The organism is Rufibacter sp. JT20002 (genome assembly GCF_056491185.1).
In genome coordinates this window covers 1,355,105-1,376,377 of record NZ_JBSZJY010000001.1, presented here as the reverse complement: position 1 = coordinate 1,376,377, position 21,273 = coordinate 1,355,105, and the positions used below count along the sequence as shown (strand labels likewise).

Sequence of the window (21,273 nt, the reverse complement as noted above, 5' to 3'; positions counted from 1 at the left end):
TGTTAGTATGAGGTGAACAGGAAAGCTAAAACAAAAAGCACCGGAGAAGCTCCGGTGCCTAGTGAAAGTGGACGTTCTAAGTGGATGATTGCAGTCTTTGCACTTGGAACCCTTGACAGTATTCTAACCCACCTTGACAGCATAATCTCAAAGCTGTTGCAATGGTTTAACTAATGAAAAGGGTGCTCTTCTGGAGCACCTTTTTCATTTATACCTCGCAAGTATAACTCATAAACTTGAAAATACCTTAGATGTTGTTTTAACAAGTCCACCATTTGTTGCTCTGCTTTTTACACTATTGCCAAAGGCCCTTTATATAAATTAGAAACAGGTGAGTTTTACACCTTAAGTAGGTTCCTTGGCTTACGAACTTGGAAATACATGCTTAATCCTTTTGCTGGTTGTGGTGGATTGTTTGTGCGTTTGTGTAATCTTCGCTCCTTGAACTCCTCTTGGTTTTGCAAAAGATTATTCTGCTAGAGCGGTAGTAGTGCTTGTTGGTGATAACACCAACAAGGGCAAGTCTTCAAACTTCCCTAATCAGTTTACCCCGCCGTTGTTGGTGTTATCACCAACAACCTAAACTGCGGTTCCTTAATCAAGATAGTGCGTTAGAAAACCAAAGTCATCCTTGTTCTCCAAATAAAAGCTGGCTGAGGAGTAACAATAATCTTCCGGTAGTTCCGCTAGCTTCCATTTCTCCTGTACTGGATTCAAATGAATGTATTCTAACTTTTGCTCTGTCACAGGAATAGAGTAGCAAGGTATAGACAAAGGATTACGCTGCCAGATTTGATACTTCCTGTCTTTTGCATCTACTCTGAATCGTTCTAAAACCCTTGGATGATTTTGTTCCAGGTCAAACTTTAACTGCTGTCCGGTGAACTTCAGGAAGTCTCGTTGAACATTTTCTCGCAGGTGCAGCTCCTCCATCTTCCAAAGCAGGTGAAGATGGTTTGGCATAATCACAAATCCATAAACTTTTATGCGCTTTTCACCCACCAGAAACCGAAGGCTGTTCAAGATTATATCCTTGTACTTATCGGGTTTTAGCAGGTGTTTCCATTCTAGAATGGTGGCTGTGAAGAAAGTGATATGTCGTTGTTCTTCCATGAATAGCTAGTTGTACAGAGCCTGCCACTAGATTGTTGGTGATAACACCAACAATGGCACTAAAAAGCTGATGGACTAAGTCTGTTTAGGACCTAGTTTTATGAAAAGAGCCCGGAAACTTACGTTTCCGGGCTCTTTTCATAAAACTAGGTTAAGTCTTCTTAGTCGTCTATTTCGTCGCAATCCAGATCTTCCAATGCCTCTCTTGCCTCTTCTAAAGATTCCTCGGCTTCATCATCTAGGGCATTGCAATCCTCGGCGGCATTCAGGTAGTTCATAGCAGCTTGTTTGAAGGCGTTACACCTTGCCGGAGTGGGATTCTGGCTATAAGCTTGTACCGCCGCAACGTATGCTTCCGCCTCGTTTGTTAAGCCGCAAGGATCATCTACTGGGTTGTCATCGTCATCATCTGAGCAGGAGGATAAGCTAAGGCTACCGAAAGTTGCTACCAGTAGGAGCAAAAGAAGTTTGATTTTTTTCATTGCAATAGTGCTTATTTAATGTAATTGAATTTAGAAACATTGAAAAGGGAGAATGCAACTATGGCTCTATTTGATGAGCCTAACTCTCTTTCTGCCAATGCATGCAGCCTGACGAAACAAAAGGCTTGCAAACGAGTGAAAAAGTGCCTTTGTGGATTTTCTTCAAGAATTTTAATTGTATCAAAAACTTCTTTATAGAAGAATACCAAGGCTATTATGCATTCTCAAAAGTATAGACACAGGGAAGTTGCTTTACCCCTAACCCTGCTGAAATTTTTTAGCTAATACCCCTCTGCTTTCCCTTTTCATTTACCTGATGAAAGTAGGGGAGCTTAAAAACGATTAGGCGGTGTTTTGCTGTCTTAGCTCAGATTTTAGCAAAAGAGCCCGGAAATGGGGTTGTCAGAGTTTATGAGCTTGATAGGAGAGAGGCACCCTGTGCTGTTTGTAATTACCTCAGAATAAAGGTTAACTTACCTATAGATCAGTTTCCAAGCCTAAAGGTCCGATTAGAAAAATAGGATAGCTTTAGATGGTTGCTACTGCCCCACCGGTTCAAAAAAGTTGGAATTGCCATGGTTCCTTTATGTTTCACCCTCTGGGTGCTGATACAAAGAGGTGTGCTCCATCCTTTTCTGACCTCCCTATTTGGAGAAACTCAATCAAGTAGGGGATTGCCTGGCTTTTCTATGTTGAATTTTGGGTTAACCGCGGGTGGGTTCTTCGGTTTTCTGATGGGCGTTTATTGTATCGCTTTTTCAAAAGGGCGGATAGAAGATGAAATGATTCAGAAGATCAGACTGGACAGTCTTTCAATTTGCTGCTTTACTCCAATTGCCTCTGATAATATGGGGCCTTTTCTCATTTTTACTCCCCGGGCATGCCTCTGATGAAGCCGAAGTAATCATTCTGATATTGGTCTTCTCACTAATGGTGTTCTGGTTCGGTTTCATTGGTAGGTTCCATTACATGCAGCACGTGAAGCTCAAGTGACCTAATGAAGAACTGCATCAAAGAGGAAAGGGTCAGAAAGCAATTTACCCAAGCGCAGTTGGCAGAACTGGTACAGGTCTCCCGGCAAACCATCATCTCCATTGAAACAAATAAATACTTACCTTCAACAGTGTTAACGCTTAAGTTGGCAAAGGGACTCCAGAAAAGAGTAGAAGACTTATTTGAGTTAGAAGATTCTGATTAGGGGAAGAGGCTGCTGTCAAGCGTTTACAAAATAAATAATATTAATCCCAACGCTTATTACCCAAACAAAAATTTAAAGAACCGCCAGACCTATGAACAAACTTTTACAAGGTGCCTGTCTGCTTGTATTCAGCTTTTTGTTTTCCTGCTCAAATCAGAAAACTACCTCCGAAACAGCCGCGCCTGCGGCAGAGTATTTCGCCCCCACCGAGCAAGGGGTGCAAGACGGCGGGGTGAAGATGGTACCCATCCAAACCGCTAAGGGCACCTTCAACGTCTGGACGAAGCGGGTGGGCAACAACCCCAAGATGAAACTGCTCTTGCTCAACGGAGGCCCGGGAGCCACGCACGAGTATTTTGAGTGCCTGGAGAACTTCATGCCAGCCAAGGGGATTGAGTTCATCTACTATGACCAGCTGGGCTGCGGCAACTCAGACAACCCCCAAGACACCACCATGTGGGATTTGGCCCGCTACGTAGAGGAAGTGGAGCAGGTCCGCAAGGCGCTGAACTTAGGACCTGATAACTTCTACTTGCTGGGTCATTCCTGGGGTGGCATTCTGGGCCTGGAGTATGCCCTCAAGTACCAGCAGAACATGAAAGGCTTGATTATCTCAAACATGATGTCCAGTGCTATTGATTACGGGAAGTACGCCGATGAAGTCCTGGCCAAGCAGATGGACCCGCAGGTGCTAGCGCAGGTCCGCGACATTGAGGTCCGCAAGGATTTCCAGAACCCCAAATACATGGAGTTGCTTATGCCGCATTTCTACGCCAAGCACGTTCTGCGCATGCCTCTGGAGGAGTGGCCGGAGCCGGTGAACCGTTCGTTCGCCAAGATGAACCAGTCGTTCTACGTGACCATGCAAGGCCCCAGCGAGTTCGGGATCTCGGGCAAACTGGCCAAATGGGACCGCAAAGCCGATCTGAAAAACCTCACCGTTCCCACCTTATCCGTAGGCGCCGAGTTTGACACCATGGACCCCAAACACATGGAGTGGATGGCTACCCAAGTTCAAAACGGTTCTTACCTGTATTGCCCAAAAGGCAGCCACATGGCCTTCTACGACGACCAGCAAACCTATATGAAAGGCCTTATCTCGTTCATGAAAGGTGTGAACGAAGGCCAGAAGGAAGTAAAACTGCAGTAGGTTATTTTGAGCCTATTTTCATGAAAAGAGCCCGGAACCAAACTGCTTTCGGGCTCTTTCCATGAAAACGTATAAAAAACAGCCTAGCCTTACGCAGTAAACTTTTTAAAGATAGCCGTAGCAATATGGCCGCCAAACCCAAAGGTGTTGCTCATGGCGTAGTTCACTTCCTTTGAAACGGCTTTGTCCAAGGTCAAGTCAAACTTCGCGCTGAGTTCCGGTTCCGGTTCAGTCACGTTGATAGTAGGCGGAATGATGTTTTCCTGCACAGCCTTGATGCACGCGATGGCTTCAATGGCGCCGGCGGCTCCCAACAAATGACCCGTCATGGATTTGGTAGCGCTCAGGTGCAGGTGCGTGTTGGCCCCGAACACCCGTTCCACGGCAATTACTTCGCTGGCGTCTCCAATAAGCGTGGAAGTGGCGTGGCAGTTGAGGTAGTCGATGTCTGAAGGCGAGAGGTTGGCTTCTTCCAAGGCCTCCAGCATGCCCAGGTACGCACCCTCGCCCTCGGGGTGGGTGCCGGTGAGGTGGTAGGCGTCGGCGGCCATGCCCCCGCCCACTACCTCGGCCAAGATGGGGGCGTTACGCTTCACAGCACTGTCGTAGCTTTCCAGGATGAGGGCTCCAGCACCTTCACCCATCACAAACCCATCGCGCTTCACATCAAAGGGTCGAGAGGCGGTGGCCGGATCATCGTTGTGGGTAGACAGGGCTTTCAATGCCCCGAAACCGCCCATGCCAGCCTCGTTGATAGAGGCCTCTGAGCCGCCGGTGATGATCATGTCGGCTTTGCCCCATTTGATGTAGTTGAAAGCTTCCAGAATGGCGGTGTTGGAGCTGGCGCAGGCTGAGACCGTAGCGAAGTTCACGCCCCGAAGTCCGTACTTCATGGAGATCACGCCCGCCGCGATGTCCACAATCATCTTCGGTACGAAGTAGGGGTTGAACCGAGGGGTGCCATCTCCGGCGGCGAACTCTAGCAACTGCTCCTGGAACGTGACAATCCCGCCGTGTCCGGTACCCCAGATCACGCCTATGCGGTTGCGGTTCAGTTCCTCGAAATTGATGTTGGCCATCTGCACGGCCTCGGCTACTGAGATGAGCGCGTACTGCGTGTACAGGTCGTTCTTACGGGCCTCGTTTTTGGGCATGAAATCCAGCGGATTGAAGTTCTTCAGCTCGCAGGCGAAGCGGGTCTTGAACTTGGAGGCATCAAAGCGGGTGATAGGCGCCGCGCCGCTCACGCCATTGACCAAAGACTGCCAATATTCTGGTACGGTATTCCCGATAGGCGTCAAAGCGCCCATGCCGGTTACTACAACTCGTTTCATTTCTTGTACTTCAAAATTCAGATTCAAAGGTGGCCGGTAACGATTTGGCAAAGACTTGTTGTTTAGTTTCTTCCCGCAAGCCACAACCACTTCCTCCTTTTTAGGTGAAAGTAGCGGCAAGATACTTGTTCAAAATCGAAAAGCCTCTTGTACCTTCATGCTTCGTAAGCTGGCCAACTGTTTCAGGCCTGTTTTTAAGAAAGTCTGCCCAAATTATATGAAGTTCTTTTTGCCCGTTCTGCTGTGGTGTTTTCTCTTCTTTGCGGGGCCGCTCCACGCCCAAACGCAGCCTGCCAAGCTTATCTCCTGGCAAGACCTCATGCAGTTACCCACGCCGGCGGCTGGCACGCGCCTCGCCTACGGCTCAGATTCGCTGCAATTTGGCGAGCTGCGAGTGCCCCAAGGCAAAGGACCGTTCCCGGTGGTGGTGGTCATCCATGGCGGGTGCTGGCTCAACCAGTACAACTACCAATACATGAGCCACGTGAGTGCTGCCCTCACCAAGGCCGGTTTTGCTACCTGGACCATTGAATTCCAACGGGTAGGAGACGTGGGCGGTGGCTTCCCGGGTACCTTCCTAGACGTCGCCCAAGCGGTGGATTACGTACGTGAATTGGCTAAGCAGTACCCCGTCTCCGCGAAGGAAGTGGTGGTGATGGGCCACTCGGCAGGCGGACACCTGGCTCTTTGGGCTGCCGGACGTAAAGACCTGCCCCGCACTAGCTCTTTATACACCAAAAATCCAATGAAAGTAAAAGGCGTGGTTTCTTTGGCCGGCATCCCAGATCTGGCCACGTACAGCACCGAGAAAGGAAGCTGCAACACCGCGGTAGAAAAGCTGATGGGTGGTTTACCCGAGGCCGTTCCTCAGCGCTACGCGGAAGCAACGCCTTCGCCAACTTTAGCTATGAAAATCCCTGTAAGAATGGTGCAAGGTGCCCGCGACCCGATTGTGCCGGTAAGCCAGGCGCAGAATTTTATAAACCATTCCTCTTCTAAAAAGAACAAGGCAAAATTAATGTTGTTGCCGGACGCTGGTCACTTTGATTTGGTAGCACCTGTCTCACCGGTTTGGCCTACCATTGAAGCAGCGGTGAAAGAGTTGCTGGCGAAATGAATAATGTCGCTGTAAAATGTTTTTGTTGAGGCTGTCGCCTTACTGATTTGCAAACTTCAGTGCATAGTGGATCCAATTCGAAAAGTTGAATCATGTAAACAGAGGCAATAGTCCTTTCTTTTTTAAGCCCGTTTACACAAAAAGAGCCCGCAAACGAAGGTCTTCGGGCTCTTTGCTTTTGGTGGGGCTTGGTTTACTGGGCCGAAGCGGTGGCGTTTCCGCCTTGTCTTTTCGCTTCCAGGTCTAGTTCTATGTTCACGGTTTCGGAGATGAACTTGTCGCCCAGGGTTTTGTCGTTGCCGTAGTTCATCTGCCACTGACGACGGTCAATGTTGAAGTTGGCTTCGGCTTCCATGGTGTTTTCATCCAGCTCAATGCGGGCCGGGAACGTGATGTTCTTGGTCACACCTTTCAAGGTGAAGTTACCGCTTACGCTGAAGTTGGCGCCTTGCACCAGGGAAGTGTCTTTCCCGTCAGATTTGTAGGGCTCTACCTTGGTGATCTCAAACTTGGCTGTCCCAAATTTCTCAGCGTCAAAGAAATCGCCGCTCAGTAGGTGGGGTCTCAGTTTGGTCTGGAACATCTCTCCTTGTTCTTTCATAGTCAAGGAGTTGATGTCAATGACAAACTCACCGCCCGTAATTTGGTTGTTAGCCACCGATACGGAACCGGAGTTCAGGTGGAACGTGCCCGGGTGGTTTTTGCCTACGCCGTTACCGGTAAACTCTACCAAAGAAGCGGCAGTGTCTACCACAAAGGTTTGCCCGCTGGCATCGGCTGCGGCCTTTTGGTCGGTGATGGTGGCTTTATCGCCTTCTTTGGGAGCCTCGTTGCAAGAAGCCAAAGCCAGACCTGCCACTAGGGCTAGTCCGGCCGATTTAAGTGAAAATAGAGGTTTCATAGTTGCTTAGGTTAGTGGTTTATGTAGCTACATAAAGTATACCTTGAACGCTGGAAGTCAGTATTTGTTCTCTTCCCCCCGAGAGTAGTACTGAACACCAGGGTTGTTTGACTTGCCTAAGAATCCTCCCTAGGCTACAAAGAACAAGCCCTGCTTATTTTACCGGTTGCACCAGTTTCTCCGCCCTGAACACCCCGTCAGCTGCCTGCAGGATTTTCCCTTTCAGCTTGGGGTTGTAGTCTGGGTGGGCCTGCAGAAACGTTCGCACAGTAGCCGCGGCCGCAGGGCTTTGGTAAGACCCGAAGGTGGCTGAAAGCCAGGAGGCCGGGAAAAAGATATCCCCCGTAAGCTGGATTTCTGCCAGCAGCTCCAGGCTCTCCTTGAGGTATTTCTCTGAGGTGGCGGCCCGCAGCGGATGGTGCAGGTAATTCAACGCCGCCAAAACCCAGGACTCAACCTCGCGGTTCTCTTCTTTTTTCAAGGAAGCGAAAAACGCATCCCTTTCCTTCACGTCACCTGACAAAGCGGGCAACATAAACTGCAAGCGCTTCTTGCGGTCAGGGTTGGGAATACGGGCCATCTGCCGGGCCAGTAGCTGCGGGCTATTCTGGTAATCGCGCACCGCCAAGGCCAGGGCCAAGGACGTGTAATCCTCCTCCGAGAGCTTTACCCCGGCAGGCGCCTGCTCTTTGTCCCAGATCTGGTGCAGACGGGTTTGCGCATCAGAACTCAGGGCGATGCTCTGGTACGTTTTGAACAGGAGCTTTTTGACATTAGGTGCCGCCGTTTTCTCTAGGACGGTCCACAGTTCTTTCTCCAGTTGCGGGGCCAGCGTGGTTCTTTGGGAAGCAGGAAGAAAACGCCAGAAGATGTCACTCATCTGGCCTGTGATCAGTTTCACGTTCAACTCCTCAGGCTCCAGGGACAGGTTCCTCCGGTAGAAATCCAGCAGTTGCTGGGGCGACACGGCCCGGCCATTCTGCATGTTCTCGTACAGGTTGATGTAGGCCGAGGCGCGGGCTACCGGGCTCTTCAAACGGGCAAACCCGCCCAAGAGCGGCGCGTCTATCGGAAACACACCATAGCCCTGGCCGGTGACATCAAAAAGCACAAAGGAAGGCTTCTCCTTGCCAATGGCCTCGGGCAGGGTGACTTCGGCCTGGTTCATGTTTACGGTCAGTTCCTGGATGCGGTCTGGGTACACCAGAGCTATTTCAAAGAATTGGGGCCAGAAACGGGCCGAGCCGTCTTCACCTTTCTGCCGGATGGTGAGCTGGGAGATTTTACTTCCTTCGGTTTGCAGGCTGTAGTCAAACTGAGGCCGACCCGGTTCGTTTACCCACACCTGGTTCCAAGCCTGCAGGTCGGCGGGGGTGAGGTCGTCCAGAATTTGGATCAGCTCGGGCCAGGTCGCGTTGCCGTAGGCGTATTTCTTCAGGTACTGCTGCAAGCCTTTCCGGAAGGCCTCTTCGCCCATGAGCCGCTCCAGTTGCCGCATCATGACCGGGGCTTTGTGGTAAATGATGTTACCGTACATGGAGCCCGCATCCTGCAGGTTGTCTAGTTGCTGCCGGATGGGATTGGCTCCTGCGGTTCTATCTACGCCGTAAGCCGCGGGCAAGTGGTCTACCGCAAACTTGAGGTCGTAGTTAGAAGTAGGCATGGCTACCTGCGTGATTTTATCAGCCATGAAATTGGCGAATACCTCCTTCATCCAGACATCGTTGAACCACTCCATGGTGACCAGATCGCCAAACCACATGTGCGCCGTCTCATGGGAAATCAAACTGGAGCGGGAAATCTTCTGGTCCTGCGTCGCGCCCTCATCTAAAAACAGCGTGGAAGCCTTGTACTGAATGGCGCCCACGTGCTCCATGCCGCCGTACTGGAAATCGGGGATGGACACAAAATCAAACTTCTGGAACGGGTAGTTGATGCCGGTGTACTGCTCCATGAACTGCAGCGCATCGCGGTGAATCTGGAAAATGGGCGTGAGGCTTTGCGCCAGCTTTTCTTTATCCGTCTCGCGGTGCAGAAAGTGCATGGTGCGGCCATTTCCTGTTTGCGCTACATGGTCAAACTTGCCGGCCGCAAACGAGAAGAGGTACGTGGGAATAAGGTCTGATTTCTGGTAATGGTACGTTTTCTGACCGGCGCTCATCATCGAGTCCTGCAGCGGCGCGTTGGCCAGGGCTTTCCACTCCTCGGGGATGGACAAGGTGAGCTGGAAGGTGGCTTTGAGGCTAGGTTGGTCAAAACAGGGGAAAACCGTGCGGGCGCGGTCGGGTACCAGCAGCGTGTACAGGAAATCCTGTTGCCGGTTCAACGACAGGTTGCCTGCTATGAAATCAATCTCCACCCGGTTCTCACCTTTCTTCAGGAACCGCGCCGGGATGATCAGGTGCTCCTGGGTATGCTCCACGGGTGCCACCTTACCGTTCACCTTTACTTGTTTGAGTTTATCGGGGCTTTCCTTGAAGTCTAGCTGCACTGGCTGGCCCTTCACTTTCAGGTCAAAAGAAAGGATTTCCGAGGCCATAATAGGGGCGTCTTTGCGAGCCGGAATGGTCAGGTGCAGGTCATAGTTGATCTTGCTCAGTTGCGAGATCCGGAAGTCTGCCAATTGCTTGGAGACCCCCGGAACAACAGGAGCAGAGCTGCTGCTTGGGGCTACTTGTTGGGTGCAGGAAACCGCCGAGGCAAAGGAGAGCAGAAGAAGGCCTTTCTGAAGGGAGTTGAGGTGCTTGTTTTTCATTCTGGTTAAAATTACAATTTGTTCTCAATTCTGAGAGCCTCAGAGATGCATTTGTATTCTGTGGATATTCATTTATGTTCCTGTTTAATAAAAAAATACTCCAAAAAATTTATTGGCACCATTGTAGCTGTAAAATATAAGAATTTTACTTTACTTCGTGCCCAAGAAAACAAATCAGATGAATCAAGTAGTACAAAAAGTAGTGGTGGCCTCCACTAACCCTGTAAAAGTAAAAGCGGTGCAAAGTGGTTTGCAAGCCATGTTTCCTGACCAGGAATTTACCGTAGAAACTGTCTCAGTGCCTTCGGGCGTAGCGGACCAACCCTTGTCAGATACCGAGACCCTGACAGGTGCCTTTAACCGGATGAACAATGCCTTTGATGAGTACCCCGAAGCAGACTATTGGGTAGGTATTGAAGGAGGCGTGCAAACCCTGCACGTAGAAGTAGCCGCTTTTGCCTGGATTGCGGTGCGTACCAAAAAGCTAGTTGGCAAAGCCCGCACCGGCATGTTCTTTTTGCCTCAGGCCGTAGCCGAACTGGTGCAGCAAGGCGTAGAACTTGGCGAAGCTGATGACCGCGTGTTTGGCCAGAATAACTCCAAACAAAAGGGCGGCGCCATCGGAATTCTCACCAACAACGTAGTAGACCGGAAGGACCTCTACGAGCAAGCCGTGAAGCTGGCGCTGGTGCCATTCAAGAACGAAGCACTGTACAGCAAAACCAGCGAGTCTATGATGGCTTAAGAAAGATCGTTTTTCACCTTATTTCCTGAAACTATAGATAAAACCTTACTCTATTAGTTATGTCACATCTGATGAGGTCCGTCAAGATCTATCCTCTGGGAGATGCCGCCGTAGTGCTGCAACTGGGGGAGGAGATCGCGGTAGAGACTCATCAGAAGGTAAAGGCCGTGGCGCAGTTCCTGGACCAGAATTCTTTCACTGGCTTTATAGAATATGTGCCGGCCTTTACCTCCGTGACCGTCTACTATGATCCTTGGCTTGTAAGCGAGCGCGGTCAGAAAGACCCTTACGCAGCCGTAGAGGAGAACATTTTAGAGATGCTCACCCACCTGCAGACCTTCCCTCAGGAAGAAACTTCCCTTGTCAAAGAGATACCCGTGGTGTATGGCGGCGAGTTTGGGCCAGACCTGGAGTTGGTAGCCCAACATACCGGCTTGAGCCCCGAGGAGGTCATCACCCTCCATACACAACCGCAGTACCTGGTGTACATGATCGGGTTTGCGCCCGGTTTCCCGTACCTGGGAGGCATGGACTCTAAACTGGCCTCACCCCGCAAAGAAGTTCCCAGAAAGATAATTCCTGCCGGGTCGGTGGGGATTGCCGGTCAGCAGACGGGTGTGTACCCCATGGAAACCCCAGGCGGCTGGCAATTGATTGGCCGTACGCCGCTCACCTTGTTTGACCCCACCCGAAAGCAACCCAGCTGGCTGCAGATGGGAGACGTGGTGCGCTTTGTGCCTGTTTCTGCAAAAGAATACTTGAAATGGGAGGCGCACGAGTATGGGCATTAGAGTAGAAAAAGCCGGTTTGTTGACCATGGTGCAGGACCTGGGCCGTTACGGGTACCAGAAACAGGGCATGGTAGTCAGTGGCGCGATGGATGTGGTTGCGCTACGACTGGCCAACTTGTTGGTGGGCAACCCCGAAGGGGAAGGAGCCCTGGAGCTAAATCTGATGGGCCCCAGCCTGCTGTTTCAAGAAGACTGCCTCATCGCCCTTTCCGGAGCCAATCTTTTCCCCAGCTTGAATGGAAACCCAATGCCTACCAACCGGCCCATCTTTGTGCGGGAAGGCACCTTGCTGTCCTTTGGCGCGGCGGTGCAAGGCTGCAGGGCGTATCTGTCGGTGGCCGGAGGGTTTGAGCTGCCCAAGCCTATGGGGAGCGCCTCTACCTACGCGCGGGCAAAAGTAGGCGGACTGCAAGGCCGGGCGTTGCAGAAAGGCGATGTCCTGCCATTAAAGGGAATGCCTGAGGAAGAACTGGCGCGTTGGCGACAGAAGTGCCCGGCAGAGGCCTCGTCTCTGGTGGCTAAGTGGGGCATTCCCCCTGACGTGTTACCACCTTACACAGAGAACCCAACCGTACGCGTCTTGCCAGGGCCGGAATATGGCCTGTTTTCTGAAAAAGCGCAGGAAACCTTCTGGCAGGAAGAATTTACCGTTTCTCCCGCATCGGACCGGATGGGCTACCGCCTGGAAGGTCCTGCGTTGGAGTTGATGGAACCTTTTGAGTTGCTATCCAGTGCCGTGTCTTTTGGAACCATACAGGTGCCTGCGAATGGAAATCCTATTATCTTGATGGCCGAACACCAGACCACCGGCGGTTACCCGCGCATCGGGCAGGTCGTCTCCGCCGATTTGCCCCTGCTGGCGCAGGTGCGGCCGGGGAGAAGTGTTCGGTTCCAACAGGTTTCCCTGGCACAGGCGCATGACCTGTATTACCAGCAGGAACGGAATCTAGAGCACCTGAAACGAGTCCTTCACCTTCAATTGAAAAGATGACCCAACCCTTTACCGTTGATTTAAACTGTGATCTGGGCGAAAGCTTTGGCGCCTACCGCCTGGGCAATGATGAAGCCATTCTGCCTTTGGTGACCTCGGCTAACATTGCCTGCGGTTTCCATGCCGGAGACCCCTCTGTGATGAAGAAAACGGTGCGGCTGGCCTTGCAGCACCAAGTGGCCTTGGGCGCGCATCCCGGCTTCCAGGACTTGGTGGGGTTTGGGCGTCGCGACATGGCCGTTTCCCCGGAAGAAGCCTTTGACCTGGTGGTGTATCAGATGGGGGCGCTTTCAGGTTTCATCAAGGCCGAAGGAGGCGTGTTGCACCACGTAAAACCCCACGGCGCCTTATACAACATGGCTGCCGTGAATGCACCTATAGCCGAAGCCATTGCCGAGGCAGTCTACAAAGTAAGCCCCGAGGTAGTGCTGTATGGTTTGGCCGGGAGTGCGTTGGTACAAGCAGGGGAGAAACTGGGTTTGAAAACCGCCCACGAAGTCTTCGCCGATAGAACTTACCAACAGGATGGCACCCTCACCTCCCGCCGCCAGCCCAACGCCTTGATCACTGATCAACAGGAAGCCGTGCAGCAGGTGGTCCGGATGGTGAAAGAGGGAAAAGTGCTTTCCCAACAGGGTGTGGATGTGCCCATCAAAGCTGATACCATCTGTATTCACGGGGATGGCGCCCATGCGGTGGAATTTGCCCAACTCATCCGTCAGACCCTAACACAGGAGAATATTTCCCTTCAGGCGCTTTCGCTCTAGTTTTATGAAACCACGCAAGAACTGGAGTGTGCTCCTGGGAGCCGCTTTTTTGATGGCCACCTCGGCCGTTGGTCCGGGCTTCTTAACCCAAACTACTGTTTTCACGCAAAGCCTGGGCGCTAGTTTCGGGTTTGTGATCCTCCTTTCCATCATCCTAGATATTGGCGTGCAATTGAACGTCTGGCGGGTGATTGCCATTTCTGAGAAAAGAGCGCAGGACATTGCCAATGCGGTATTGCCCGGGTTAGGCGGATTCATCGCGTTCCTGATTGTATTGGGTGGATTGGCCTTCAACATCGGGAACGTAGGGGGCGCCGGGCTAGGCTTTAATGTACTGACCGGCATCTCGGTGGAAGTGGGCGCGATCATATCGGCTGCCTTCGCCATCGGAATTTTCCTGGTGCGCGAGGCCGGTAAATGGATGGACCGGTTTGCTCAGTTCCTGGGAGTGGTGATGATCGGGCTGATTGTGTACGTAGCCTGGGTTTCTTCGCCGCCCTTAGCTGAGGCCGCCATCAGGACGGTAGCCCCCGAGACGGTAGATTTTACCGCCATCATCACGCTAGTGGGCGGAACGGTGGGCGGCTACATCACCTTTGCCGGAGGCCACCGCTTGCTGGATGCCGGGGTGAAAGGAAAAGAGGCCCTGGGGCAAGTGACCACCAGCGCAGTTTCAGGAATCTCGCTGGCTTCGGTGATACGGGTATTTCTGTTTCTGGCTACTTTGGGCGTACTACAGCAAGGCATAATGTTGAACCCCGAGAACCCGCCCGCATCGGTGTTTGAGTTAGCCGCCGGAACGTTGGGCTACAAATTGTTCGGGATCATGATGCTGGCGGCGGCAGTTACCTCTGTGGTGGGCTCAGCGTACACCTCCGTTTCGTTTATCAAGTCTTTTCACAAACGCATTGAGCAAAACGAGAACTGGGTTATCATTGGGTTCATCGTGATTTCCACCGCCATTTTCGTGTCCATCGGAAAGCCGGTGAAACTGCTGGTGTGGGCGGGGCTGTTGAATGGCTTTGTGCTGCCGGTCACCTTGGGCACCATGCTCATTGCGGCCCACAACAAAAGCCTGATGGGGGCGTACCGCCACCCGCGCCTGCTTACCCTGTTCGGGGTGTTGGTGGTTCTGCTGATGACCTGGATGGCCGGGGCTACGTTGCTGCAACAGGTAAAGAGTTTTTTAGGTTAACCACACAGCTTCCCCTTTTAGGTCCGTTTTCTGAAAAGGAGCCTCAAACAGAGATGTAGTAACCTGCCTGTAACCAAAGAAGCTTGCCCGTGTAAGGCAAGCTTCTTTGGTTTATCTCTTTTAAGTAAAGGTAGAATCGTTTGAGGAGCGGCTTTTCTGCTTCGCCTACTCCTCTGTTGTAGGTAAGAATGATCCTGGTTACAGAACTGAGATCTTCTGCAGTTGTGCCTGGTTGCAGAGTTGGTTGAACGCCGCAATGTCTTTCTGTACCAGCTCGGTCATCTGGCCTTTGTACTTCGCCCAGTCAGATTGCAGCTCTTTCAGCCTTTCCTGCTGGCCTTGCGTCACGTACGGTATGCTCACGTCCAGCTCGCCTTTCAGGAACAGGTAATTGGCGCTAAGCTTGTTCAAGAAGTTGATCACGTCATCGGTGGCTTGTGATTTGTTCTGCACCAGTTCGTCTTCCCAGGCATCCATTTTCTTAATCAGCGCCTTGCCCTCTGCCTGAACTTTCTCGTAACCGGTTTTCCCCTCTAAAAGCGAGAGGAGGGAGGAGACCTGCTGTTTAGCTTTGCGCATCTGCTGCACCGATACATGAATGTCTTTTACGTCTTGCTCCACGGTAGAAAGTAGGCTGTGTTGCTGCTGATACTCGGCTTCTGTGGCTTTTAACCGTGGATCTGCCAACACCTTGAAAGAGACCGTTTTTTGCTGTCCGTTGGTTTTCAGTCGGGCCTGGTAGGTGCCCGGGGCTACTTTGTGGCCTTGGTAGCTGCCTTCAATAAAGACGGGAGCTACTCCGGGCAAGGTAGCGTAGCGCATGTCCCATACCAAGCGGTTCAAGCTGGGTTTGGTGTTCAGGATAGGTTCTTCGTCTGGACCGCCTAGATAGCTGGTGAAGTTTTTATCTGCCTGGTTGCTGAAGGTGCGCACCACTTTTCCCTGGCTATCCAGGATCTCCAGTTCCAACAGGCTGTCCTGTTTAAAGGAAGCAGGTACCTGGTAGTACAGCACTACCCCGCTGGCCGGGTTGGTACCCGTAAAGGTGGCCTTGCCGTAGTTGCTGGTTCCTTCCTCAGGCTCCTGGTCCAGGGCGCTGCCGCCAAATACCCGGTACCCATCCTCGGGCTGATACAGGTGCAGCGGCTGCGCCGAGGGTCTTCTGTCAAATTCACGCAGCATGTTCAGGTCGTCTAAAATCCAGAAAGAGCGGCCCTGGGTGGCGGCAATGAGGTCGTTCTGGTGCACCTTCAGGTCAGAGATGGGGGTGAGCGGCAGATTGCTCTGGAAGTTGGTCCACCCCTTGCCTCCGTCATAAGAGATGTACAGGCCAGTCTCGGTGCCGGCAAACAACAGGTCCGGACGTTGGCTGTCTTCCCGTACTACCTTGGTGAACGCCCCGTACGGAATCCCTTTGGAGATATTCTTCCAGGACTTACCGTAGTCAGTGGTTTTGTAGATAGCGGGGGTAAAGTCGTTGAATTTGTAACGGGTGGTAGCCAGGTAGGCGGTGCCTTTGATGGTAGGAGAAACCTCTATGCTGTTGATGAGGCACTCTTCCAAGCCTTTGGGCGTCACGTTCTGCCAGGTCTTGCCGCCGTCACGGGTGATGTGCACCAAGCCGTCATCAGAACCGGTCCACAGCAAGCCTTTCTCCAACGGCGATTCCATTACATAGGAAATAGTGCCGTAGTTCTCGCCGCCAGCTCCCTCGTTGGTGTACGGAGTGCCGCTCCAGCCCATCTTAGACGTGTCGTGGCGGGTCAGGTCTGGGGAGACCACTTCCCAGGTTTTGCCCAGATCAGTAGTCTTGAACAGCCGGTTGGCGGCGTGGTAGAAGGTGCCTTTCTCGTGCGCCGAGTGGATGATGGGCGCATTCCAGTTGAAACGGTACTTCATATCCTTAGGCTGCAGGGCCATGTACTGGATGGGCGCGATCATAACGGGTTTGCCTTCCTTCAGCTCGGTGTCCAGGACTTCAATGGTGCCCTGGTAGCTGCCGCCCATCACGTACCTTGGGTTTTCGGGGTCAAACGCTAGGAAAGCACTCTCACCCCCGGCGCTGGAGGTCCAGTCACGCTCCCCAATGCTACCGCCTGACAGGTTGCGGCTAGCGATCTTCACCGAGGTATTATCCTGCTGCCCGGCGTAAATGTTGTAAGGAAACTGGTTGTCTGCGTTGATGCGGTAAAATTGCGCGGTAGGCATGTTGTCCTGGGTAGACCAAATCTTGCCGCCGTTAAACGTCACCGCCGCGCCACCGTCATTGGCGATGACCATGTTCTGGCTGTTCTTGGGGTTAAACCATAAGCCGTGGTAGTCGCCGTGAGTGCCGCGGAGTTGGCTCCAGGTTCTGCCGCCATCGGTAGATTTCAAGCCCGGGCCGTTAAGCACGTACACGGTGTTTTCCTGCAGCGGATCGGCGAAGACTTCAATGTAATACCAGGCGCGTTGGGTCAGCCGGTGGTCTTTGCTCACGCGGTTCCAGTGCTGGCCGCCGTCATTGCTCATAAACAATCCGCCTTGCTCTTTCTGTGTGTCACTCTCCACCAATGCGAACACTTTATCGGAATTCGCCCTGGAAACGGAAACGCCTATCTTGCCTAACTCTGCGGGCAGCCCATTCTGGATCTTGTGCCAAGTCTCGCCGCCGTCTAAAGATTTATACAAACCACTGCCCTTGCCGCCACTGCGCACTTCCCAAGGCAGGCGCCGGTGGTCCCAGAGCGAGGCGTACAGAATGCGCGGGTTGTTCAGGTCCATACTCAGGTCGGCGGCGCCGGAGTTTTCGTCCACAAACAGGGTTTTCTTCCAGGTTTTGCCGCCATCGGTAGATTTATAGACGCCGCGTTCTTTGTTGGGGCCGTGCAGGGCACCCTGTGCCGCCACGTACACAATGTCTGGATTGGTGGGATGGATGCTGATGCCTGCAATATGGCGGGTTAACTCCAGGCCCAGGTGCGTCCAGGTTTTGCCCCCATCCACCGATTTGTACACGCCGTCTCCGTAAGAGGTCATTACACCCCGCGGCGCGTGCTCGCCCATTCCCACGTAAACCACATTAGGATCAGACTCGGAGACTGAGACCGCGCCCACTGAGCCCGTTTCAAAGTATCCGTCAGAAATGTTGAACCAGCTTTGGCCGGCATCCTCGGTTTTCCATAATCCTCCGCCGGTTGTTCCCATGTAATACACCAACGGGTTGTTCACCACGCCAGATGCTGCCACCGACCGGCCGCCCCGGAAAGGCCCAATGTTGCGCCACCGCACTGATTTAAAGTAATCGTTAGGGCTGATTTCCTGGGTTTGGGCAGCTTTGCTTTTCTGTTTTTGTTGGGCCTGAACCCAAGGCGTGGCCGCCGATAGAAGCAGCGCGAGGTAGAACGTTTTCCGCATGGCAGAAGGGAAGGTTTAGGATTGTTGTGCTTAAATATAACCGCCAGCCGTCAATATGCAGAACATCTCAGAAATCATTTCCAGGACCGGGCTTGATTGAAAACGGAACAGCGTTAAGCCGTTAGTGGCTTTGACTGCTGAAAGGACAAAGCTGGATCTTGGTTTGCTCAAAAGAGAAGCCCACCTTAGGCAGGTGGGCTTCTCTAAAATATGTAGTCGCTTTTAAGCTGTTTTCTTCAAATGGCTCTTAAAGCACGTGTTCGGTTGTGCTGCATTGAGGGGTTAAGAAAGCAACCCTTAGAAGATGCGGCCTTCTTTCTTTGCCTTCTTGCCTTTCACGGGCTCAATTTTCTTAGGCTCTTCCTGTACGGCCGGGGTGTCGGCTTTGGCTAAGATTGGGGCACCGTCTGGGTCTAGTTCCACCACCTCGTAGCCTAGTTTCTCCAGGCCAGGTTTGATAGAGGCTTTGTCGCCTACCAGCATGATGCTCATTTTCTCTACCGGCAGGTACTTTTTGGCTAGGGCGTTGATCTCTTCTTTGGTGATGTTTTGCAGAATCTCGTTCTGCTTGGCCACGTAATCGGCGTCCAGATTGTAGCGGAGCATGTTGTTCAGGAACGAAGCTTTTTGGAACGAGGTCTCATACTTGAGGGCATCAGACTGGCCAATGGCGCTCTTCATGAAAACCAGTTCCTCATCGGTGATGCCTTCATCCCTAAAGCGCTTGATCTCCTTCATGAACTCCACCACCGAGCTGTCTGACACGTTGGAGCGAACCCCGGCGGCGGCAGTGAACGGACCGGCAGCCTCGGTACCCGAGAAGTATGACCAGGCTCCGTAAGAGTAGCCTTTGTCCTCGCGCAGGTTCAGGTTGATGCGGCTGTTGAAGGCATCGCCTAGCACAAAGTTCATCAGCGTGGCTTTGTAGTAATCACCGGTAGCGTCATACGGCAAGGCCATGTACCCGATTCTGATCTCAGACTGCGCGGCTTTCTCTTTGTCTACCACATAGATTTTGGTCTTGTCAATGTTGGCCACCTTGGGTTCTGCCGGAATGGTGACTGGTTTAGCGGCCCATTTGTTCAGGAAGGCTAGTTTAGGCATGATCTGGGTTTTCTCCACATCGCCTACAATCACCAGGTTGGTCACGCTGGGCGAGAAGTAGTTCTGGTAGAATTTCTTCACATCATCCAGTACAATGCTTTCTACTGTAGCCGTAGTCCCAATTACCGGAATGGCCTTGATGTGCCCTTCGCCATACAGCATCTTGTTGTAGACGTTGTTGGCCACCACCGTAGGCTGCGTGCTTTGGTTTTTAATGGCCTCTAGGCGTTGTTTCTTCAGGCGGTCAAAGTCGGTTTGGTCAAAGCGCGGGTGCATCATGCGTTCTTCCAGCAGGGCTAAGGTGGCATCCAGGTTCTTTACCTGGCTTTGCACTTGCACGGTCATGGTCTCGGTACCACTGTTGAAGTTGATGGAACTGCCCAGTTTCTGCAATTGGGAAGCAATGTCCTCGGCGCTGAACTTCTGCGAAGACTCGTTCATCATGGCGGCGGTCAACGAAGCAAGACCCGCTTTGGAGGGATCATGGGCCTCCAGTTTGTGCCCACCTTGCAAGGTAAAGAGCAGCGTCACGGTAGGCACTTCATCGTTTTTGGCGCCAATCACTTTGATGCCGTTTGCCAGATTGTCCTTCCAAAACGGAGGTACCTTGATAGTAGGGTTTGGTCCGGCGGCGGGGCGTTTGCTGCGGTCAAAGGTGTCTTTGGCTTTCACGTACTTCAAGCCCGCGTATTGGTCGGCTGGCGCTATGTAACCGCTTGGGTCCACCTTGAAGTTATCGGCTTTGGCCACCATCTCGGGCTTGCCTTTGGGCACCACACTCAGGATTACCGCCGGTTTGCCTTTGATGTACTGGTTGTATACCCGCATCACATCGGCTTTAGTTACGGCGCGGTGCGCCTTCAACTGATTGGTGAGGTAATTAGGGTTGCCGGTGAAGGTCTGGTAAGAAGCCAGGGTAGACGTCTTGCCTGCCACGCTGGACAGGCTGTTGATAATATTAGACTCATAGGCGGCTTTGAAGCGGGCCAGGTCATCATCGGTGACGCCTCTTTTCTCAAATTCGGCAAAGGCGTTGCGTAGTTCCTTTTCCATATCGGCCAGGGAATAGTCTGGCAACGGCAGCACTGTTAAAGAGAATTCGCCGGCCAATTCTGAGCAGGGGTGCCCGGCATTGGCTTGTACTACTTTCTGGGCTTTGGTGAGGTTCTTGTATAGAATGGAGTTCTTGCCTCCGCCAATAATCTCAGAAAGCACATCCAGCGGCACTTCATCTGGGTGGTAGTTGGGCACGGTAGGGAACGTCATCTGCAGCATCGGGAAGCGGATGTTGTCCTCGTAGGAAATGTAGCGGTCTTGGGTGAGCACCGGAGCCGGCAGTTTCTGGTTTTTCACCTCCGGGCCGCGCTGGATAGAGCCGAAGTATTTCTCGGCCAGTTTGACCACCTGGGCCGGCGTCACGTCGCCACCCACGGTAAGCGTGGCGTTGTTGGGTCCGTACCAGCGCAAAAAGAAGTTCTTCAGGTCATTGACGTTCACTCGGTTCAGGTCCTCGATGTACCCGATGGTGGTCCAGGAGTACGGGTGACCAAAGGGGTACAGGGCTTGGGCGTTTTTCTCATACACCAGCCCATACGGACGGTTGTCATAATTCTGGCCGCGCTCGTTTTTCACGGTCTCGCGCTGTACTTCAAACTTCTTCTGGGTCACGGCATCCAGCAGGAAGCCCATGCGGTCGGCCTCTAGCCACAGAGCCGTCTCCAACTGGTTTGATGGTACCGTTTCAAAGTAGTTGGTTCTGTCGCGGTTGGTGGTTCCGTTCAGGTCTCCTCCCGCCTGGGACACAATCTTGAAGTGTTCCTCGTCGCCCACGTTGTCTGAGCCCTGGAACATCATGTGCTCAAAGAAGTGCGCGAAACCCGACTTGCCTACTTCCTCCCGCGCCGAGCCTACGTGGTAGGTCACATCTACGTGCACGATAGGGTCTGAGTGGTCTTCGTGCACAACTACCGTAAGGCCGTTGGGCAGCACATATTTTTCATAGGGAATCACTAGTTCTGAACCTTTGCGGGTAACCTTTTCCACCAGTTTGGTCTGGCCAGCTGGCTTTGCGGTGGTCATAACGGTTGCAGGTTTTTTGGTGGGGGAGGCTTTCTTAGGAGCCTGCGCCTGCGCTTGGGAAATAAGCGCCGCCGCTAGTAATACGGCTAAAGTACTCTTCTTTGACATACGCTTGATTTGTTAGTTAAAGAATAGGGTTTAGTAATGTTACTAAA

15 protein-coding genes are annotated in these 21,273 nt (G+C 52.3%); 8 read left to right on the top strand and 7 right to left on the bottom strand.

Going from position 1 to position 21,273, the window contains the following annotated elements; genetic code table 11:
- Positions 1–594 precede the first annotated feature (594 nt).
- Both ACW9SV_RS05375 and ACW9SV_RS05370 read right to left on the bottom strand, forming a co-directional pair.
- Entirely contained in the window at positions 595–1,113 is a 519-nt protein-coding gene (locus ACW9SV_RS05375) for a transposase (protein WP_479555712.1), read from the bottom strand.
- A gap of 161 nt (positions 1,114–1,274) precedes the next feature.
- A complete protein-coding gene (locus ACW9SV_RS05370; protein ID WP_479555711.1) occupies positions 1,275–1,595 on the bottom strand; it encodes a hypothetical protein in 321 nt (106 codons plus the stop codon).
- 997 nt (positions 1,596–2,592) lie between these two features.
- Here ACW9SV_RS05370 and ACW9SV_RS05365 point away from each other — a divergent pair.
- On the top strand, positions 2,593–2,793 hold the full coding sequence (locus tag ACW9SV_RS05365) for a helix-turn-helix transcriptional regulator (protein ID WP_479555710.1): 201 nt from the start codon (positions 2,593–2,595) through the stop codon (positions 2,791–2,793).
- Positions 2,794–2,884: 91 nt separating this feature from the next.
- On the top strand, positions 2,885–3,943 hold the full coding sequence (locus ACW9SV_RS05360) for a proline iminopeptidase-family hydrolase (RefSeq protein ID WP_479555709.1): 1,059 nt from the start codon (positions 2,885–2,887) through the stop codon (positions 3,941–3,943).
- Between the two features lie 89 nt (positions 3,944–4,032).
- On the opposite strand, the gene fabF is transcribed toward ACW9SV_RS05360, so the two are convergent.
- Positions 4,033–5,277, bottom strand: a complete 1,245-nt coding sequence (fabF, locus tag ACW9SV_RS05355; RefSeq protein ID WP_479555708.1) for a beta-ketoacyl-ACP synthase II — start codon at positions 5,275–5,277, stop codon at positions 4,033–4,035.
- Positions 5,278–5,494: 217 nt separating this feature from the next.
- On the opposite strand from fabF, the gene ACW9SV_RS05350 reads away from it, so the two are divergent.
- A complete protein-coding gene (locus ACW9SV_RS05350) occupies positions 5,495–6,394 on the top strand; it encodes an alpha/beta hydrolase family protein (RefSeq protein ID WP_479555707.1) in 900 nt (299 codons plus the stop codon).
- A 193-nt stretch (positions 6,395–6,587) separates the two neighbouring features.
- Here ACW9SV_RS05350 and ACW9SV_RS05345 read toward each other — a convergent pair whose 3' ends face one another.
- Together ACW9SV_RS05345 and ACW9SV_RS05340 are read right to left on the bottom strand one after the other, a co-directional pair.
- Positions 6,588–7,295, bottom strand: coding sequence for a YceI family protein (locus ACW9SV_RS05345; RefSeq protein WP_479555706.1), 708 nt, complete (start codon positions 7,293–7,295; stop codon positions 6,588–6,590).
- Positions 7,296–7,449: 154 nt separating this feature from the next.
- Positions 7,450–10,050, bottom strand: a complete 2,601-nt coding sequence (locus tag ACW9SV_RS05340) for a M1 family metallopeptidase (RefSeq protein ID WP_479555705.1) — start codon at positions 10,048–10,050, stop codon at positions 7,450–7,452.
- Between the two features lie 178 nt (positions 10,051–10,228).
- Here ACW9SV_RS05340 and yjjX point away from each other — a divergent pair, with 178 nt between their 5' ends.
- The 5 genes from yjjX to ACW9SV_RS05315 are packed head-to-tail and all read left to right on the top strand — an operon-like array spanning position 10,229 to position 14,539.
- Positions 10,229–10,795, top strand: coding sequence for an inosine/xanthosine triphosphatase (gene yjjX, locus ACW9SV_RS05335; protein ID WP_479555704.1), 567 nt, complete (start codon positions 10,229–10,231; stop codon positions 10,793–10,795).
- A gap of 59 nt (positions 10,796–10,854) precedes the next feature.
- The gene (pxpB, locus tag ACW9SV_RS05330; RefSeq protein WP_479555703.1) at positions 10,855–11,586 is read left to right on the top strand and encodes a 5-oxoprolinase subunit PxpB; all 732 of its coding nucleotides are present in this window, start codon (positions 10,855–10,857) and stop codon (positions 11,584–11,586) included.
- Positions 11,576–12,577, top strand: coding sequence for a 5-oxoprolinase subunit C family protein (locus tag ACW9SV_RS05325; protein ID WP_479555702.1), 1,002 nt, complete (start codon positions 11,576–11,578; stop codon positions 12,575–12,577). The genes pxpB and ACW9SV_RS05325 overlap by 11 nt, the downstream gene beginning before the upstream one ends.
- Entirely contained in the window at positions 12,574–13,344 is a 771-nt protein-coding gene (gene pxpA / locus ACW9SV_RS05320) for a 5-oxoprolinase subunit PxpA (RefSeq protein ID WP_479555701.1), read from the top strand. The genes ACW9SV_RS05325 and pxpA overlap by 4 nt, the downstream gene beginning before the upstream one ends.
- A 4-nt stretch (positions 13,345–13,348) precedes the next feature.
- Entirely contained in the window at positions 13,349–14,539 is a 1,191-nt protein-coding gene (locus tag ACW9SV_RS05315) for an NRAMP family divalent metal transporter (RefSeq protein ID WP_479555700.1), read from the top strand.
- A 198-nt stretch (positions 14,540–14,737) separates the two neighbouring features.
- On the opposite strand, the gene ACW9SV_RS05310 is transcribed toward ACW9SV_RS05315, so the two are convergent.
- Together ACW9SV_RS05310 and ACW9SV_RS05305 are read right to left on the bottom strand one after the other, a co-directional pair.
- Positions 14,738–17,935 (bottom strand): VPS10 domain-containing protein, encoded by a 3,198-nt coding sequence (locus tag ACW9SV_RS05310; protein ID WP_479555699.1) that lies wholly within the window; start codon positions 17,933–17,935, stop codon positions 14,738–14,740.
- Between the two features lie 297 nt (positions 17,936–18,232).
- Positions 18,233–21,226: a M16 family metallopeptidase gene (locus ACW9SV_RS05305; protein WP_479555698.1), complete on the bottom strand. Its 2,994-nt coding sequence runs from the start codon at positions 21,224–21,226 to the stop codon at positions 18,233–18,235.
- Positions 21,227–21,273 lie beyond the last annotated feature (47 nt).